General features: G+C 30.0%; 21 protein-coding genes. 9 read left to right on the top strand and 12 right to left on the bottom strand.

The features are described 5' to 3' along the window. Nucleotides 1-7: 7 nt before the first annotated feature. Genes HMPREF2647_RS08010 through HMPREF2647_RS07990 form a run of 5 tightly spaced genes read right to left on the bottom strand, consistent with a single transcriptional unit; the run spans nucleotide 8 to nucleotide 1,197 of the window. Nucleotides 8-262: a hypothetical protein gene (locus HMPREF2647_RS08010; RefSeq protein ID WP_070859869.1), complete on the bottom strand. Its 255-nt coding sequence runs from the start codon at nucleotides 260-262 to the stop codon at nucleotides 8-10. A 1-nt stretch (nucleotide 263) separates the two neighbouring features. Next, entirely contained in the window at nucleotides 264-467 is a 204-nt protein-coding gene (gene tscA, locus HMPREF2647_RS08005) for a type II toxin-antitoxin system antitoxin TscA (RefSeq protein ID WP_070859868.1), read from the bottom strand. Continuing rightward, the gene (locus HMPREF2647_RS08000; RefSeq protein WP_070859867.1) at nucleotides 460-639 is read right to left on the bottom strand and encodes a hypothetical protein; all 180 of its coding nucleotides are present in this window, start codon (nucleotides 637-639) and stop codon (nucleotides 460-462) included. The genes tscA and HMPREF2647_RS08000 overlap by 8 nt, the downstream gene beginning before the upstream one ends. Before the next feature lie 21 nt (nucleotides 640-660). Next, entirely contained in the window at nucleotides 661-975 is a 315-nt protein-coding gene (locus HMPREF2647_RS07995) for an excisionase family DNA-binding protein (protein ID WP_070859865.1), read from the bottom strand. Nucleotides 976-978: 3 nt separating this feature from the next. Further along, on the bottom strand, nucleotides 979-1,197 hold the full coding sequence (locus HMPREF2647_RS07990; protein ID WP_070859862.1) for a helix-turn-helix domain-containing protein: 219 nt from the start codon (nucleotides 1,195-1,197) through the stop codon (nucleotides 979-981). Nucleotides 1,198-1,390: 193 nt separating this feature from the next. Between HMPREF2647_RS07990 and HMPREF2647_RS07985 the strand changes: the two genes are divergently transcribed. Further along, nucleotides 1,391-1,918, top strand: a complete 528-nt coding sequence (locus HMPREF2647_RS07985) for a helix-turn-helix domain-containing protein (RefSeq protein ID WP_070859860.1) — start codon at nucleotides 1,391-1,393, stop codon at nucleotides 1,916-1,918. 8 nt (nucleotides 1,919-1,926) lie between these two features. Next, entirely contained in the window at nucleotides 1,927-3,102 is a 1,176-nt protein-coding gene (locus HMPREF2647_RS07980) for a tyrosine-type recombinase/integrase (RefSeq protein ID WP_070859858.1), read from the top strand. A 69-nt stretch (nucleotides 3,103-3,171) separates the two neighbouring features. On the opposite strand, the gene groL is transcribed toward HMPREF2647_RS07980, so the two are convergent. Then, nucleotides 3,172-4,791, bottom strand: a complete 1,620-nt coding sequence (gene groL / locus HMPREF2647_RS07975; protein ID WP_017175271.1) for a chaperonin GroEL — start codon at nucleotides 4,789-4,791, stop codon at nucleotides 3,172-3,174. A gap of 56 nt (nucleotides 4,792-4,847) precedes the next feature. Next, entirely contained in the window at nucleotides 4,848-5,135 is a 288-nt protein-coding gene (groES, locus tag HMPREF2647_RS07970; protein ID WP_017175272.1) for a co-chaperone GroES, read from the bottom strand. A 174-nt stretch (nucleotides 5,136-5,309) separates the two neighbouring features. Between groES and mroQ the strand changes: the two genes are divergently transcribed. Beyond that, the gene (gene mroQ / locus HMPREF2647_RS07965) at nucleotides 5,310-6,050 is read left to right on the top strand and encodes an intramembrane glutamic endopeptidase MroQ (protein WP_037541691.1); all 741 of its coding nucleotides are present in this window, start codon (nucleotides 5,310-5,312) and stop codon (nucleotides 6,048-6,050) included. A gap of 55 nt (nucleotides 6,051-6,105) precedes the next feature. Here the strand turns inward: mroQ and HMPREF2647_RS07960 are convergent, their stop codons facing one another. Then, a complete protein-coding gene (locus tag HMPREF2647_RS07960; protein WP_070859856.1) occupies nucleotides 6,106-7,503 on the bottom strand; it encodes an SdrH family protein in 1,398 nt (465 codons plus the stop codon). A 191-nt stretch (nucleotides 7,504-7,694) separates the two neighbouring features. Here HMPREF2647_RS07960 and HMPREF2647_RS07955 point away from each other — a divergent pair, with 191 nt between their 5' ends. The 6 genes from HMPREF2647_RS07955 to agrA all read left to right on the top strand — a co-directional run bounded on the left by HMPREF2647_RS07955 (nucleotide 7,695) and on the right by agrA (nucleotide 12,696). Continuing rightward, nucleotides 7,695-8,318, top strand: coding sequence for a nitroreductase family protein (locus tag HMPREF2647_RS07955; RefSeq protein WP_049434607.1), 624 nt, complete (start codon nucleotides 7,695-7,697; stop codon nucleotides 8,316-8,318). A gap of 130 nt (nucleotides 8,319-8,448) precedes the next feature. After that, a complete protein-coding gene (locus HMPREF2647_RS07950) occupies nucleotides 8,449-9,234 on the top strand; it encodes a carbon-nitrogen family hydrolase (RefSeq protein WP_049434605.1) in 786 nt (261 codons plus the stop codon). 701 nt (nucleotides 9,235-9,935) lie between these two features. After that, on the top strand, nucleotides 9,936-10,502 hold the full coding sequence (locus HMPREF2647_RS07945; RefSeq protein WP_070859854.1) for an accessory gene regulator AgrB: 567 nt from the start codon (nucleotides 9,936-9,938) through the stop codon (nucleotides 10,500-10,502). A 2-nt stretch (nucleotides 10,503-10,504) separates the two neighbouring features. Continuing rightward, nucleotides 10,505-10,645, top strand: coding sequence for a cyclic lactone autoinducer peptide AgrD (gene agrD, locus HMPREF2647_RS07940; protein WP_049413902.1), 141 nt, complete (start codon nucleotides 10,505-10,507; stop codon nucleotides 10,643-10,645). A gap of 32 nt (nucleotides 10,646-10,677) precedes the next feature. Beyond that, a complete protein-coding gene (gene agrC / locus HMPREF2647_RS07935; protein WP_070468350.1) occupies nucleotides 10,678-11,967 on the top strand; it encodes a quorum-sensing sensor histidine kinase AgrC in 1,290 nt (429 codons plus the stop codon). A 12-nt stretch (nucleotides 11,968-11,979) separates the two neighbouring features. Further along, nucleotides 11,980-12,696 (top strand): quorum-sensing response regulator AgrA, encoded by a 717-nt coding sequence (gene agrA, locus HMPREF2647_RS07930; protein ID WP_002455088.1) that lies wholly within the window; start codon nucleotides 11,980-11,982, stop codon nucleotides 12,694-12,696. Between the two features lie 50 nt (nucleotides 12,697-12,746). On the opposite strand, the gene HMPREF2647_RS07925 is transcribed toward agrA, so the two are convergent. The 4 genes from HMPREF2647_RS07925 to HMPREF2647_RS07910 all read right to left on the bottom strand — a co-directional run bounded on the left by HMPREF2647_RS07925 (nucleotide 12,747) and on the right by HMPREF2647_RS07910 (nucleotide 16,998). Beyond that, a complete protein-coding gene (locus tag HMPREF2647_RS07925) occupies nucleotides 12,747-13,706 on the bottom strand; it encodes a carbohydrate kinase family protein (RefSeq protein ID WP_048678788.1) in 960 nt (319 codons plus the stop codon). After that, the gene (locus HMPREF2647_RS07920) at nucleotides 13,707-15,194 is read right to left on the bottom strand and encodes a sucrose-6-phosphate hydrolase (RefSeq protein WP_017175281.1); all 1,488 of its coding nucleotides are present in this window, start codon (nucleotides 15,192-15,194) and stop codon (nucleotides 13,707-13,709) included. A 255-nt stretch (nucleotides 15,195-15,449) separates the two neighbouring features. After that, nucleotides 15,450-16,694, bottom strand: a complete 1,245-nt coding sequence (locus HMPREF2647_RS07915; protein ID WP_070859852.1) for an ammonium transporter — start codon at nucleotides 16,692-16,694, stop codon at nucleotides 15,450-15,452. Nucleotides 16,695-16,803: 109 nt separating this feature from the next. Next, entirely contained in the window at nucleotides 16,804-16,998 is a 195-nt protein-coding gene (locus HMPREF2647_RS07910) for a sulfurtransferase TusA family protein (protein ID WP_070859921.1), read from the bottom strand. Nucleotides 16,999-17,011: the final 13 nt, after the last annotated feature.

Here is a 17,011-nt window from a genome sequence, read left to right as displayed (position 1 = left end):
TGTTTTCTTATGCGTTATCTGATTCCTCGGCAAAGTTCTCAGATGACGCTTTTTCTATTTTTAACTTCATTTCATATTCATTTCTTTGTGCTTCAATTAATCTTTCATACATAAGTTCGATAGCTTTTTGTTTGTTGTTACCTTTTAATAATTCAATTGCTTCCTCATATGCTTTAGCTTCAAAAGAATATGAAGTATATAAAATCATATCTTTCACTTTGTTTACTTTTTTATGATCGTATTTCTTTTTAAATAATCTCATCTTATTTCACTCCATCAAAATTATTTTCAATTTGTTGTACTGCCCACTCAATTATCGCTTGTAAATGTTCTTCGCGATTTACAGTTTCAGTCCATTCACTTTTACCGTCTCTAATAGTATGGTTATATTCTGTTGCTCGGTTTCCTGCTGTTGTTCCTAGTGTTGTATAAATATCTTGTATTACTTCTAATTGATTTTTAGCCATTCATTTTTTCCTCTATATCTTCTAATTTAAATAAAATGTGTGCAAAGCTACCTAAATACACTAGCAAAGCGAAATTGAATCCAATATAAAAGCCTGCTGTCCAAACTAGGTATGCTGTTAAGATCAGTGTTAATGTAAGACGAATGTATAATATTAGTTTTGATAATTTCACTGTCTTGTTCCTCCTGCGTCTTTAGGTCATTTTTAACAACTTCTTAATATCAATCTGCTTGAAATCATTGTTATGAATATCCATTTGTGATGTGAGTTGATTCATAAACGCATCTACATCTGATTTTTTAAATCTATAAGTAGAGCCAACCATGTAATACTTCATACCATTGTTAATTAGTAATTCTTCAATAGTTGGTTTACTTAAATTGAGATACTCTGATAATTCTTTATAAGTCATAAAAAACTTTTCATGTGCCAATTCATCTACACGTTGATTAATTGCTTGTTCTAGTAATGCACGTGCTTCTTGTTCATCAATGTTGATATTGAACATTTATTAAGCCTCCTGTTCTTCAAAGTAAAATAAATCTTTAATTTCAACATCTAAAGCGTTAGCAATATTTTTTGCTAGTTTAGGACTAGGGATTTTCTTACCATTAAAAATCTGACTTAAGTATGCTTTGCTTACATTCGTTTTAATTGATAAATCAGATAAATCGTACCCTTTTAAAAACATTGCTTTTTTTAAGCAAGTATCATTTAATTGGACTGTCATAACTTACACCTCCTAATTATCACTATCGGCGATAATTGAATTTAAAAAAATATAAAATCAATAATTTTATTTATCACTATCGGCGATATATTTATATGATAAAGTTTATTTAAATATATTTCAACCCCTTTTTAAATAAAGTTTTATTTTTACTAATATTAAAAATTTGGTATTATTACAAAGAGGTGAAAATATGACTATTGGCGATAACATAAAAAAATTAAGAAAAGAACGTAAAATGAATCAAAGTGAATTCGCAAAATCTTTAAATATATCTCAGTCTTATTTAAGTGATATAGAGAATGGTAGAAAAAACTTAGGTATAAATACAGTTAACAATATAGCTGAAAAATTAGGAGTAACTACTTCATATTTGTTAAGTGGTAATAAAATGTTACGTGATTTAAAAGGAAAAGAAGCACAAGAACAGTTATTAAAACTCAACAAGTTAATAAATGATGAAACTTCTAATAAAGAAATTTTATTAAAAAACGACTTGTATGAATTAATAAAAAAAGATTTATCTTACTCTGAAGTGCATTATTTAAATAATGTTTATAATTTTTATGAATTAGAAAAAACTACTAAGGATAATTTATTATTTATATCTGTATTGCTCCAAATGTTACGTGAAAATAAAATGAGTAAAAGCAAAGAAGCTTATAACAATTTATTAAACGAATTTGAAAGTTTTCTAAAAAGATACCTCGATATTAAGTAGGTGATTAAATGGCAAGTTATGATCAGATTGCTAAAAATAACTGGCGTTATCGTATATCTCTAGGGAAAAATGCAGAAACAGGAAAATATGAATATATCTCTAAGACTGGCTTTAAACGTAAATCTGACGCTAAACATCAAGCTGAAATGATTGAACGCCAATTAAGAAATGGTGAATATATTCCCCCGTCCTCCAGCACCTTCAAACAGGTTGCTGATGATTGGCTTAATCAGTATACTAATGATGTAAAAGTGAGTAGTGTCAGAGCGCGTGAGAAAGCTATACAACACGCCATAGAGCGCTTTGATACTAAACCAATACAAACTATCAAGAAACATGATTATCAACGCTTTGTGGACGATATGAGCGCACAGTATAGTAAGAATTATGTTGATAGTATTGTCGCATCTACAAATATGATATTTAAGTATGCACTTGAAATGAGATTGTTAAAAACATTGCCTACTGAGAATATTAAACGACCTAAAAAGAAAGTAAGTGTGGAAGAATTAGAGGATAGTGAGATACATAAAAAATTTCTTGAAAAAGATGAGTTATTTCAATTCCTGGAGGTTGCTAAAAATCACCATTCACCACAGAACAGTTTTGAAGTATTTACCACTTTGGCATACACTGGCATGCGTGCAGGCGAGTTGTTAGCATTAAAATGGTCTGATATAGACTTTGAGAATAACATAATCAGTATTACCAAGACTTATTACAATCCGAATAATAATAAAAAGCATTATCAGATACTTACTCCGAAAACTGAAAGCTCAATCGGTAAAATCTCAGTAGATCCGCATGTGATTCAATTACTCAAAGATTATAAGGTAAACGTCCAGGACACTTGGAAAAATGAATTATATGTAGATAATAATTTTGTATTTACTGATGTGAATGGTTATCCACTTGTAATTAAAAAACTGTCTACATGGATTCAAGCAATTATGAAAAAGACTGATATTATTAATAAACATATAAGTACACACTCATTCCGTCATACACATTGTGCGTTACTGATTGAAGCAGGTGTACATATCAAAGAAATACAAGAACGCTTACGCCACAAAGATATAAATACCACGATGAACATCTATGCTAAGATTACTAACTCATATAAAAAAGACGCTTCCCAAAAGTTTAGTAAACTCATGGAAAACGTCAGTAAAGAATTATTTTAGAATTTTTATGTCATTATTATGTCATGAATAATAACCAAACACCTTTAAATCAACGTTTAGAGGTGTTTTTTACATCATACCTGGCATACCGCCCATTGCAGCATTATCATTACTTTCAGGCTCTGGGATATTTGCAACTACCGCTTCAGTAGTTAAGAACATTGCAGCAACACTTGCAGCGTGTTGTAAAGCTGAACGTGTTACCTTAGTAGGATCTACAATACCTTCTTCAAGCATATTCACCCACTCGTTTGTAGCAGCATTGAATCCGACACCTGCATCAGCATGTTTAAGTCTTTCAACAATAACTGAACCTTCTAATCCAGCATTTTCAGCAATTTGACGTACTGGTGCTGATAAAGCTTTAAGTACAATATTAACACCTGTCGCAACATCGCCTTCCGCTTCTATTTTTTCAACTTTATTATAGATATTAACTAATGCTGTACCGCCACCTGCAACAATACCTTCTTCAACTGCAGCGCGTGTAGAATTTAACGCATCTTCAATACGTAATTTACGTTCTTTTAATTCTGTTTCAGAAGCAGCACCTACTTTTATCACTGCTACGCCACCAGCTAATTTAGCAAGACGTTCTTGTAATTTTTCTCTATCAAAGTCTGAATCAGTTTCTTCAATTTGTGCTTTGATTTGACTTACACGTGCATCAATACTGTTATCGTCTCCATCACCATCAACAACAGTTGTATTATCTTTTGTTACTTCTACTTTATTTGCAGTACCTAACATATCAATAGAAGCATCTTTTAATTCTAATCCTAAATCATCTGTAATCACTGTTGCGCCAGTCAATATTGCTAAATCTTCTAACATTGCTTTACGACGATCACCAAAGCCAGGTGCTTTAACAGCTACAGCAGTGAATGTTCCTCTCATGCGGTTTAATACAATATTTGTTAATGCATCACCTTCGACTTCATCTGCCACAATTAAGATTGGTCGACTTGATTGAACAACTTGTTCTAATAAAGGTAGTATATCTTGGAATGATGAAATTTTCTTATCTGTAACTAAAATATATGGTCTTTCTAATTCCGCAATCATTTTATCAGAATCTGTTACCATATATGGAGATTGATAACCTCTATCAAATTGCATACCTTCTACAACTTCTAATTCCGTATCAAGTCCATTAGATTCTTCAATTGTAATAACACCGTCATTACCTACTTTATCCATTGCTTCAGAAATATATTTACCAATTTCTTCATCAGCAGCAGAAATTGCACCTACTTGTGCGATTTCATTTTTATTTTCAACTTTTTGAGAAATGTCATGTAATGCTTCAACTGCTACTCTGACTGCTTTATCAATGCCTTCACGTAAACCAACTGGATTTGCACCACTTGTTACGTTTTTCAAACCTTCTTGAATCATTGCTTGTGCTAATACTGTAGCAGTTGTAGTACCATCACCAGCAATTTCATTTGTTTTATTTGCTACTTCTTGAACTAACTTAGCACCCATATTTTCATATGGATCTTCTAATTCAATTTCTTTGGCAATTGTTACACCATCGTTTGTAATTAAAGGTGCAACATATTCTTTATCTAATACAACATTTCGACCTTTAGGACCAATTGTTACTTTAACAGCGTTTGCTAATTTATCCACACCACGTAACATTGCTTGTCGTGCATCTTCTGAAAATTTAAGATCTTTAGCCATTTATACAACCTCCATTAATATTAATCCTGTTTTTCGACAATTTTATATAGTTATTTTTACTTTTCTATAATTGCTAATATATCTTCTACATTTAAAATTAAATAAGTTTCTTCTCCACGTTTAATCTCTGATCCAGCATATTCTTGAAATACTACTGAATCACCTTCTTTTACTTCGGGAGCAACTGTCTCACCATTATCAAGAAGACGTCCGCTGCCTACCGCAACTACAACACCTTCGTTAGATTTTTCTTTTGCGCTATCAGTTAAAACGATTCCACTTTTAGTTGTTTCTTCTTGTTCTTTTCTTTCGATAATCACACGGTTTCCTAATGGTTTAAGCATGATTGTTCCTCCTTAGCAGGGTCTATTTAGCACTTTAATATAATGAGTGCTAACCTAATTTTTATAATAATCAAATTTGGTCAATATTTCAAGTAAAAACATTCTCTTACTTTTGTACATCTGAGTTTTTTACGATAAAATAAGAATTATTGATATTTAATCTGGAGGTTTCAAATGGCAAGAATTTGGGTGGCAATACTAACATTATTTATATACGCTTTAGCACAATTTTTACCCTTAGTTCTAGCACAGACGCCTATATTTAATCGTTTATCAGGTATGGCTTTAGCTAGGGCTGGAGTGTATACTCAAGTTATCTTATTTATACTTGCAGCAATTTTAATCATCTTTCTTCATTTCAAAATTAAGAATCCTACAAACTTAGAGCAAGAACATAAAGAATCAAAACGTTATATTATCCCATGGGCTGTACTTGGCTTTTTCATAGTTATGTTATATCAAGTTATTGTAGGTGTGATTAACATATGGATTTTCGGTCAACCACAACAAAGTCCAAATACTCAACGAATAATGGCTGTAGCAAAACAACTCCCTATTTTTATTATATTAATTTCTGTTGTAGGCCCTATTTTAGAAGAATATGTATTTAGAAAAGTGTTCTTTGGTGAACTATATGATCGAATTAAAGGAAATAGAATCATTGCCTTCTTAATTGCTTCTATCGTAAGTTCTTTACTTTTTGCATTAGCTCATAATGATATTAAATTTATTCTTATTTATTTTGGTATGGGGATGATACTTTCATTAGCTTATACTTTAACAAAACGAATTTCTGTTCCGATACTTATTCATATGTTTCAAAATGGCTTCGTTGTAGTAATGCAAATTTTCCTTGGCGATTCATTAAATCATTTAAAACAACAAACTCAATTTATTATTCATTTGTGTAACTAGCACATAATTTATCTTAATAAATAAAAGCATCGAATGCTCTAGACATTTGATGCTTTTACTTTTTTTTCGTTTTTAACTTTTGATATACATAAATTATCATTACAGTGGAAGATATTAAAATTAAAGTAGGAATCAGTATCATATTCAAAGTTTTTATATATGATTTTGATTCTGTTTTTTTATGAGGAGAAGTAATGACTTTTGTATGTTCTTCTACTTCATACTTATGAATTGTTTTTGGCTTTTTTAAATCAGGCATAGAGCCAATGTCATTTGTAATTAATGATAAAACTTGCTCATCTAAATTTTTATAATATTCTTTAGCATTAAGTGGATTAAAATATTGAAATCTAAAGTATTGAGAATCCTCTTGTAATATATTTAGATTTTGATTATCAAATTTTTGTTTCTTAATTAAATGATTAAAATCTTTATTTGTTATTTTTTCACCATTATCATCTAAATGATTAACCTTATTAATAATATAAGGGTTGTACTTATAAGCACCTTTTGCATATTGATTAAACCTATTTAAGATATTTTCTGAAAATCTTGACTCTATTTGATATATATTTGGATAAGTGGATTCTTTTCTTCTATCACTTTGAAAATATAGATTATTTTGCTTTAAATGTGTTGGTTCAAAGTTATTATGATTGTTTTCAACTAGTTGTCGTGAAAATAATTGGTTAAACATTGTTTTTGAAACACTATTTTGAGACTTACCCTTTTGATAATTAGTGTTTGAGTAAACATTGGATGAAGTATTATCGTTATATGGTTGTATGATTTGATTTTGTTTCGACTTCATTGATTTAGACATTACATTTTGATGTTCTTCTTGCTTAAAAATAGTTGAATCCTCATTTTTATAATTTTTACTTTTTTGTGCTGTTTTATATTTATTATGATTTTTTTCTTCAGAAGATGACGTGTTATTTTTATGAATATGTTCTATTCCACTCTTTTGTTGATTCTTATCATTAACTTTTTCTTTTTTTGGTTCTTCTATGCTATCAGTTTCCTTGTTCGTTTCATGTGCTTTCTCTGTTTTTGGTTCTTCAGGTTTATTAGTTTCGTTACTTTCTTGTTGTGATTCTTCTGCTTTTGATTCTTTTGTGCTATTAGGCTCTTCGCTTTCTTCTTGTGATTCCTCTGCTGTTGATTCTTCCTTACTGTTAGTTTCGTTGCTTTCTTGTTGTGATTCTTCTGTTTTTGATTCTTCTGTGTTGCTAGTTTCATCGTTGGTATGATTAAATTCTTTTATGTTTTGATTTTCATTACTGAGTTCAATTTTAGAATGCTGAGTGTCAGAAGTTTTTTGTAGGTTTACTTTCTGATCTACGTCTTCACTCTCTATATTAGAAGAGGTTTCAGCATAACTATAGTGACTGAATATAGTTGCACTTATAGCAAAAATAAGACTTGTTCGAATAACATTTTGTTTTATCATTCTGAGACCTCCTCTTATTTTCAACAGTTTTAGTATAAAGAATAAAAACATATCATGCATGCATATAAACAAATTGATAAAGAACATTAATGTTTATGAAATTTTTTGTTATATAATAATTTACTTATTCCAGTATAAATTTTATACTGAAAGTATATTAAAAAAAGGAGATTATTTGATGGGATTATTTGATGGGACTATTTGATAAAGAAAACACAAAACCATTTTTAACTGAAGTTGAAAACAGAAGTACAATTTATAAAACTAAAACATCTATTTCTATTAGTGATGAAGAATTAGAGGAAATGATTGAACATATTGTAAAATATATGCCTTCAGCTTTTAATTCACAATCAACACGTATCGTTTTATTACTTAATGATCAACATATTAAATTCTGGGAAAATGCTAAAACTGTACTCAAAGATGTAATGGGACCAGATCGCGACTTTGAACCTAAAAATCAAAGAATTAATAGTTTCGAGCATGCCTACGGAACTATTTTATATTTTGAAGATGAAGATGTTATAAAATCATTACAAGAACAAATGCCATCATATGCTGATAATTTTGCTAACTGGGCTGTTCAAACAAATGCTATGCATCAATACGCAATTTGGACTGCACTAAGTTCAAAAGGTATCGGCGCATCGTTACAACACTATAATCCACTAGTTGATCAAGTTACAACACAAACATTTGATATTCCAGCATCATGGAAACTTGTAGCACAAATGCCATTTGGTGATATTGAAGAACAAGCTGGTGAAAAAGAAATTCACCCTACTGATCAACGATTTATTATTAAAAAATAATAAATTTAAATTTATCAATGAAGCATATTACAGTTAAGTCATTTTACCTTAATTGTAATGTGCTTCATTTTGCTTTTCATAGCCAAATTTAGTAAATTGAAATTATTAAGCAGGTTGAGGAGTGGTTAAAGTGAAAATACAAATATTCCAATTTTATGTCGAATATGGAAATGTTGAGAAAAATGAACAAAAAATTTCAGAATGGTTTAATACTCAATTAGATGCTGATACTGAAGTTGTTGTGTTGCCAGAAATGTGGAACAATGGCTATGCTTTAGAAGAATTAAATGAAAAAGCAGATCAAGCATTATCACGTAGTTTTCCTTTTATTTCGAATCTTGCTCAAACATATCAAGTTGACATCGTCGCAGGATCTGTTTCAAATAAACGAAATAATAAAGTTTATAATACTGCTTTTACTGTATCTAAAGAAGGTCGTCGTATTAACAAATATGATAAAGTTCATTTAGTTCCAATGCTAAATGAACCAGAATTTTTAGAAGATGGAAAAACAGTTCCAGAACCATTTGCTTTATCATCAGGTGCTCTCGCCACTCAAATTATATGCTATGACTTAAGATTCCCTGAATTGCTAAGATACCCATCTAGAGAAGGTGCTCAAATCGCATTTTATATCGCCGAATGGCCAACATCTCGGCTTAATCATTGGAGAAGCTTACTTCAAGCTAGAGCTATAGAAAATGATATTTTCATCGTCGCATGTAATGGCACAGGTCATGATGGAAATACTGAATACGCTGGACATTCAATGGTTATCAATCCTAATGGAGATATTCTTGATGAGTTAAACAGAGAAGAAGATACTATTTCAGTTGATATCAACATTCAAGAAGTATCACGTCAAAGAGATGCTATTCCAATCTTTAGAAATTTAAAACCTCATTTATATAAATAAAAAAAGTCGTAAGCTTGGGAGAGACTCACGACTTTTAATTAAGGGAATGTTTTACAGTTATTTTTCAATCTTTTGGGGATGTTATTAATTATGAAAAATTACATTGCATAACAATGTTTTGATAGCTTGCATATTGAAAATAATTACCTTCTATTCAGAATAGCTAAGTTAATTATTTTCTACTGAGTTAACACTTCAGCGAGTATTATGCATTTTTCATCAATAAGTTGGGATAGCTTATTAATGAATAGAACTACACGAAGAAATAAATAAATGAAATATTTCACTATGAAAATCGATATTATCGAATAACCCATTGGTCTCGATCATCACAAATACATAGTCAAACTACACAAACATTCCTTACAACTCATCGATAAATCAACTTTTAATTTCGCAACTACTAACAAAATCAAAAAAAGATTTATTCGAATAAAACAAAGACTAACAATTTAAAGACTAAGATTATTAAGTTTATATCACTTTAATGTGATACGAGTATATTAAAACATAACATTCATTTAAGTTATTAAAAATTTCTTAACTTGCATCTTTTTCTACTAAACTGTTTATTTTTATATGGTAAAATATGAGTTATCGAATTACTTTTACAGTTAAGTATTAAATTTTAACAGTTAAGCATTATTTTACAGACTAATTGCACAAAATTGTATAATATAGTCAAGGAGAGTGGCACAATATTGAAAGCAATTGATGATAAAATTGAGCACTTTGCATCTTATTTACAAGAGAAAAACAACCTTGATCATATCCAATTCTTAAAAGTACGATTAGGCATGCAAGTGGTTGTTAGTAATATTGCTAAAACAATTGTGACATATGGTGCTGCGCTCATATTCCATACATTTTTGTATACTTTAATCACACACATTAGTTATTTTTTAATTCGACACAATGCACACGGAGCGCATGCAAAGTCTACTTTGCTATGCCATATTCAAAATTTAATTTTATTTGTTGGTTTACCATGGCTCATTGCTTACTATCATATTAATATGGGTATCATGTATAGTGTTAGTGGCCTTGCATTATTACTGATTATTATTTATGCACCAGCTGCCACTAAGAAACAACCCATACCCGAACGACTAAAACCTCGCAAAAAAATAAAGTCTATTATTTTAGTAGTGGTTTTAATTATTATTTCTATTATAGTACCAGAGCCATATAAACAATTAATTTTATTAGGTATAATACTTGAAAGTACAACACTATTACCATTCTTTTTTCCTAAGGAGGATTATTAATTATGACATTTATTACTCAATTATTTATTAAATTATTCTCATTCTTTTTAGAAACAATTGGCAATATAGCAACAATTAATACTTGTGGTGGATATTTTGATGAACCAGAAGTCCCACAAGAATTAACAGATTTAAAAAAATAATAATTTTTATTTAATAAGAAAGTGTGTGTCGTATGGATTTTTTATCAAACGTACCCTTAGCTTTGTTTCAAAGTTTTCTCTTTTTTTTAATTGCAAAAATTATTCTAGACATAAAATACACAGTAAGGGATTATTTAATCATTTTAGCGATTATAATCCCTTCTACTTTTTTATATTATTATTTTGGTAGTATTTCATTATTATTTTTACTCACTAGTTGTGCATTATTTTTATATTATAAGGTAAAACTATACTCTATCTTAACTGTTTTAGGTAGTGCAATACTTATGTTTTTAAGTAATTTTATTAGCTTTTTTATATTGATTTTTTTTGATAACTATATTCAAAATATCACTATAAGTAATATCGCCTATGTATTAGTTTTCTTAAGTATTTCAATTTTTTTAGGTTATTCATTTAGAAAATTATTTAGAAAATTAAAGCAATCGTATTTAGCCATTAACAAGACATATTTGACTGTTATATCAATTGTTTTAGTATCATCATTTTTAGTCCTTTCTCTTTATTCTCAAATTCCCAAAAGTGGATTTCATGCTTTAAAAGGTTATGCTTTAATTTTTATTAGTATACTTCTCTTTTTCGCCATTGTTATTATATTAATATCGATAAACACATTAAGAGAAATGCGTTATAAGCAAAGTTTGGAAGAAATTGAAACGTATTATGAATACACACTACAAATAGAATCGATTAATAATGAAATGCGTAAGTTTAGACATGATTATGTCAATATCCTTACTACAATGTCAGAATACATAAGAGAAAATGATATGGATGGTTTAAAGACATATTTTAATGACAATATTGTTCCTATGAAAGATAACCTTCAAATGAACTCAATCAAAATTAATGGTACGGATAATTTAAAAGTGCGTGCTATTAAAGGATTAGTAACAACTAAAATTTTACAAGCTCAAGAAAAAAATATACCTATTAGTATTGAAGTGCCAGAGTTAATTGATCATATTGAGATGAATACAGTTGATTTAAGCCGTATCATTGGGATTATCATTGATAACGCTATTGAGGCTTCAGAAGAATTAGAAGATGCCTTAATTAGAATTGCATTCATCAATGTCGAAACGTCAGTCATGTTTATTGTTATGAATAAATGTAAAGAAGATATGCCGAAAATCCATGAATTATTTCAAGATTCCTTTTCAACTAAAGGAGATAACAGAGGACTTGGTCTAACGACTTTAAAAGACATTACTGATACTACTGAAAACGTGTTACTTGATACTACTATAGAAAATGGCTACTTCGTTCAAAAAGTAGAAATTATAAATAATATGCCATAAGGATGTGAAAAAATGAAAATATTCATTTGTGAAGACGATGTGAAACAACGTGAAAATATGGTTTCAATTATTAATAACTATATAATGATTGAAGAAAAACCGATGGAAATAGCGTTAGCGACAGATGATCCTTATGAAATTATTGAACAGTCAAAAGAAATGAATGATGTTGGATGTTATTTTTTAGATATACAATTAGAAGCTGATATTAACGGTATTAAACTTGGAAGTGAAATTCGAAAGTATGATCCTATTGGGAATATCATCTTTGTTACAAGTCATAGTGAACTCACTTACCTAACATTTGTCTATAAGGTATCTGCAATGGATTTTATTTTTAAAGATGATCCTAATCAACTTAAAACGCGAATAATAGATTGTATTGAAACTGCTCATACACGTTTAAAATTACTTTCAAAAGAAAGTAATGTTGAGACAATTGAATTAAAGCGTGGTAGCAATTCAATATATGTACAATATGATGATGTCATGTTCTTTGAATCGTCTACAAAATCCCATCGTTTAATTGCGCATCTTGATAACCGTCAGATTGAATTCTACGGAAATCTTAAAGAATTAGCACAACTCGATGATCGTTTTTTCAGATGTCACAATAGTTTTGTTGTAAATCGCCATAATATCGATTCAGTCGATTCTAAAGAACGAATTGTAACTTTCAGAAACGGTGAGCATTGCTATGCCTCTGTACGTAATGTTAAAAAGATATAATATTAAAACCCCTTCATTTTAATATCTGAAGGGGTTTCTTAATCTCTTTTTTAAAGTTCTTCAATAACTTCTTCTAAACTTGGAATACTTTCGATAGCGCCATACTTAGTAGTTACTTTTGCAGCTACTAAATTACTAAATTTTAAAATTTCTTCTCCTTTTCCTTTAAATAGAGAAGTAATGTCTGTTAATTCTGTATTTAAAATTCTATTAATGACTGCACCAATAAACGCGTCTCCAGCACCAGTAGTGTCAACAGCTTCAACTTTATACCCTTGATGATGAATAATTGTCCCATCTTTTAAATAAGCTGTTGCTCCTTTGTCTCCTTGTGTATAGATAACTACTTCAACATTTCCTTTAAATAAAGATTGAATCGCTTTATGTTCATCACTTATTCCAGTAACAAATTCAATTTCTTCATCTGAAATTTTAATAATATTTGCTTTGGGAAGAAATGATTGAATAGTCACTTTACATGCTTCTGCGCTATCCCATAGTGGTAATCTAACATTTGGATCAAATACTATCATCCCATGAGCCGCTTCAAATTTTTCAATCATAGCAAGATGTGCATTTTTCATATCACATTCAATTAAATCGACAGAACAAAAATGTAGAACATCTTGATTAGAAACATTGATTTCATCTAAATTCGAAGCATGATAAAGCATGTCAGCTGATGGTTTACGATAAAAAGAAAAATCTCGTTCTCCATTTTCTTTTAAACTAACGAAAGCGAGTGCAGTATTAGCTGTATTTGTTCGTTTAATATATGTTGTACCAACGCCTATTTTTTCTAACGTCTCTACAATAATATCTCCAAAAGCGTCATTACCTAGTTGTGTAACCATTTCTGTACTACTACCTAATTTTTTAGCCACACTTGCCACATTAGCAGGTGCCCCGCCAACTTGTCGACTAAATTGCGTTACATCTTTAAGTTCAATATTTGTTCTATTTGGAATAAAATCGATTAATGCTTCACCAATAGCGTATAACTTTCTCATTTATTTATCTCTCCCTAAGTCATATTTAGTAAATTTCAAATAAACTTGACCTGTTTCTGTAGATGTGCGAATTGCTGTAGCATTTTCATCAGGAAAAATTCTTGACGTCAAGACACGCTCTCCATCATTACAAAAAATTTCAATACTTGAAGTATCCACAAAAATGTGTAATTGCTTTAATGGCGAATCTAAATATGTAGATCTTGTCACACCTTCAACATTACTAGGTAATGCACCACTTTCTGATCGATCTAATGTAATCTTTTGCTCCCTAGTATTATAAGAAATTAATGTTGAATTTAACTTAGATGCTCTTAATTCAAAATATATTTCTGTTGCTTCATTTTCTAAAATATCAATAATAAGCTCATATTGCGTACCTTCATAAGGATGAAGTGTTGTATTATATTTGTTAGCATAACCTAATGCTGTTTCTTTATTTTGACGTAACGTCTCTAACGCTTTCAAAGGACGTTGGCGTAACCGTCCTTCTTCGATTGTTAACTCTCTAGGTATCGTTAAACAATGTGCCCAACCTTCTTCATCTGTAGGATATTGAGTATCTGGTAATCCCATCCACCCAATTAAAATACGCTTACCATATTCATCTATAAATGTTTGTGGCGCATAAAAATCAAAACCATTATCAAGTTCCATAAATGTATCATGTTTGAATTCTAATGTATCGAAATTTAAATGACCGATTAGATATCCAGATTGATAAATATTTCTATATTTTTCATCTTTTGCATCAATACCTTGAGGACTAAAAATAATTACATCTTGTCCATTTAAACTAAAATAGTCTGGACATTCCCACATATAGCCAAAATCTTCTAGTTCGGTTGTAATTTCTCCAATATATTCCCATTGATCAATCTGTCGATGTATCATTTTGTACAAAAGTAAACGTCCTAATTCTTGTTGGGTTTGGACACCTAATATTGCATAATATTCTTCATGATGTTTAAATACTTTTGGATCTCTAAAATGACTTGTATATCCTTCAGGTTGATGAGCAATCACAGGCTTATTTAATTTTTCGATTGAACCATCTTGTTTTACTTTTGCAATCATTTGACTCGCATATCTTTTCCATTCTTCATCTCGATGATTACCTGTATACATATAATATAAGTTTCCTTCAAATTCAAAAGCACTTCCACTGTATACCCCATGACTATCATAAATCGTATCAGGTTTTAATATGGGACCATTTGGTTCAAATGTCACTAAATCTTTACTAGTATAATTAAACCAATATTTCAGTCCATGCACGGCACCCAATGGAAACCACTGGTGAGATACATAGTATGTTCCGTTATAAAACATTAATCCATTAGGATCGTTTAATAAACCTGTTTCAGGTTGAATATGAAAGTGTTGACGATAGCTTGATTGTTCTATTCGATGCTTTAACGCTTCTAATTCATCTTTGTTCACATCTTCAATACGACGATAGCGTTGTTCTCTTGACCACTCAGTCATATTAGGCCTCCTAAATCATTAGTATTAATTTTATCATTTAATATCGTAACGGTAATTAGTCTTAAGACTTTACAATCCATGATTTAAAAAGCGGGAAATTGTATTTACAATACTCCCGCAAACTTTGCAATATCTGATATATTTTTTTAATAGACTAATCATCTAAATTAATATCAACATAATATTAATTTTATCATATCGTGATTATCTTCAAGTACTGTTTTACTAATGAAACTTCAACATTTTAAATATATATCAATACCTTTTATGTAATTTATTTAATTCTCCATAAAAATATGCCTTTTCACCATGCACAAGTTGATCTAAACCTGTCTTATCTTCTTCAACAGTCGTAGCAAGGGACATAAAAATTGATAATGTCTTTCCAATAATAAAAGTTATAATAATCGAGTAAAGTACTACTACTATAACTGCAATACATTGTATCCATATAGTATGTAAATGACCAGTATAGATTAATCCATCTAATATATCTTTATTAACTTTATGTGATTGAAATACACCAGTCAATATTGCACCAATCACACCTCCAACACCATGAATACCAAAGGTATCAAGTGTATCATTATATCTTAATTTTTCTTTTATAGAATTGACCACAAAATAACATGCTATACCACCAATCATAGAGATAATGTATGCACTTAAGTAGTTTACAAATCCAGCTGCTGGTGTAATGGTTACGAGTCCTGACAGTACACCTGATAATAAACCAAGTAAGCTTAACTTTTTATTAGAAAAGTATTCAAGAATCAACCAACTAAATGCTCCTCCACTCGCAGCAATGATAGTATTTACAAACGATATCACTGCTATATCATTTAAAGTAAACGCACTTCCTGTATTAAAACCGTACCATCCTATCCAAACAAAAATACCACCTATAAGTGTAATAAGTAAATTATTCGGCTGTAGTTTCTCTACTTTTTTTCCGTGACCTATCATTATTGCTAATACTAATCCTGATACTCCCGATGTAATATGTACTACGGTACCTCCAGCATAATCTAAAGCATCAAGTTGTTGAATCCAACCACCGCCCCATACCCAATGAGCTACAGGACTGTAAATCATAATTACCCATATAAATATAAAAATAGTAAAAGGAATAAATCTCATTCGCTCAGCAATTGAACCTGATAAAATGGAAACCGCAATAGTACAAAACATCATCTGAAATAACATAAATAAGGCAAACGGAATATGTGGACTAAATTGAACATTCGTATTAAATCCTACATGTTGCAAACCAATAAAATCAAAATTACCTATCCAATCATTTCCATGACCAAAACTCAAAGAAAATCCAATGACCACCCATGTAAACGTAACAATAATTATAGCAGCCATACTTTGCATCACTGTATTTAAAACATTTTTAGATTGAACTAAGCCTCCATAAAATAAACTCAATCCTGGTGTCATTAACCAAACTAATAAAATACATAGAAATAAAAAAATTGTGTCATCCATCTTCATTTTTACCACTTCCTTAAAAACATCATATTAATAGTTTTTAAGAATAGCAAAAACACGTAAGATTAAATGACACAATTTGTCATATTACATTACATTTATAAAGAAAAACTTAAGCTTTTTGAACTGTGATTGTCCATGAAGCATCATCAAGTTGTTCATAGTTTGTTACAGGATACCCTTGTTCAGCTGCCCAGTTTGGAATGGCTTCAGTTGCTTGAGTGCAATCAAAGTCTATTTTTAATTCGTCACCATTTTTTAATGTTTCCATTAAATTAATATATTTATAAAAAAGAGGCTGGGACATAATTTCTAACAAA

Origin of the sequence: Staphylococcus sp. HMSC035D11, assembly GCF_001836075.1 — a bacterium.
In the GTDB taxonomy this organism is placed as follows: domain Bacteria; phylum Bacillota; class Bacilli; order Staphylococcales; family Staphylococcaceae; genus Staphylococcus; species Staphylococcus hominis.
Note: the sequence above shows the minus strand (reverse complement) of the source record. Positions and strands in the feature narration are given on the sequence as shown.

Excerpts from the sequence above, each read along its gene's own strand:
- HMPREF2647_RS08010 (WP_070859869.1), bottom strand. The coding sequence starts at position 262 with ATGAGATTATTTAAAAAGAAATACGATCATAAAAAAGTAAACAAAGTG.
- tscA (WP_070859868.1), bottom strand. The coding sequence starts at position 467 with ATGGCTAAAAATCAATTAGAAGTAATACAAGATATTTATACAACACTA.
- HMPREF2647_RS07995 (WP_070859865.1), bottom strand. The coding sequence starts at position 975 with ATGTTCAATATCAACATTGATGAACAAGAAGCACGTGCATTACTAGAA.
- HMPREF2647_RS07990 (WP_070859862.1), bottom strand. The coding sequence starts at position 1,197 with ATGACAGTCCAATTAAATGATACTTGCTTAAAAAAAGCAATGTTTTTA.
- HMPREF2647_RS07985 (WP_070859860.1), top strand. The coding sequence starts at position 1,391 with ATGACTATTGGCGATAACATAAAAAAATTAAGAAAAGAACGTAAAATG.
- HMPREF2647_RS07980 (WP_070859858.1), top strand. The coding sequence starts at position 1,927 with ATGGCAAGTTATGATCAGATTGCTAAAAATAACTGGCGTTATCGTATA.
- groL (WP_017175271.1), bottom strand. The coding sequence starts at position 4,791 with ATGGCTAAAGATCTTAAATTTTCAGAAGATGCACGACAAGCAATGTTA.
- groES (WP_017175272.1), bottom strand. The coding sequence starts at position 5,135 with ATGCTTAAACCATTAGGAAACCGTGTGATTATCGAAAGAAAAGAACAA.
- mroQ (WP_037541691.1), top strand. The coding sequence starts at position 5,310 with ATGGCAAGAATTTGGGTGGCAATACTAACATTATTTATATACGCTTTA.
- HMPREF2647_RS07960 (WP_070859856.1), bottom strand. The coding sequence starts at position 7,503 with ATGATAAAACAAAATGTTATTCGAACAAGTCTTATTTTTGCTATAAGT.
- HMPREF2647_RS07955 (WP_049434607.1), top strand. The coding sequence starts at position 7,695 with ATGGGACTATTTGATAAAGAAAACACAAAACCATTTTTAACTGAAGTT.
- agrD (WP_049413902.1), top strand. The coding sequence starts at position 10,505 with ATGACATTTATTACTCAATTATTTATTAAATTATTCTCATTCTTTTTA.
- agrC (WP_070468350.1), top strand. The coding sequence starts at position 10,678 with ATGGATTTTTTATCAAACGTACCCTTAGCTTTGTTTCAAAGTTTTCTC.
- agrA (WP_002455088.1), top strand. The coding sequence starts at position 11,980 with ATGAAAATATTCATTTGTGAAGACGATGTGAAACAACGTGAAAATATG.
- HMPREF2647_RS07925 (WP_048678788.1), bottom strand. The coding sequence starts at position 13,706 with ATGAGAAAGTTATACGCTATTGGTGAAGCATTAATCGATTTTATTCCA.
- HMPREF2647_RS07920 (WP_017175281.1), bottom strand. The coding sequence starts at position 15,194 with ATGACTGAGTGGTCAAGAGAACAACGCTATCGTCGTATTGAAGATGTG.
- HMPREF2647_RS07915 (WP_070859852.1), bottom strand. The coding sequence starts at position 16,694 with ATGAAGATGGATGACACAATTTTTTTATTTCTATGTATTTTATTAGTT.
- HMPREF2647_RS07910 (WP_070859921.1), bottom strand. The coding sequence starts at position 16,998 with ATGTCCCAGCCTCTTTTTTATAAATATATTAATTTAATGGAAACATTA.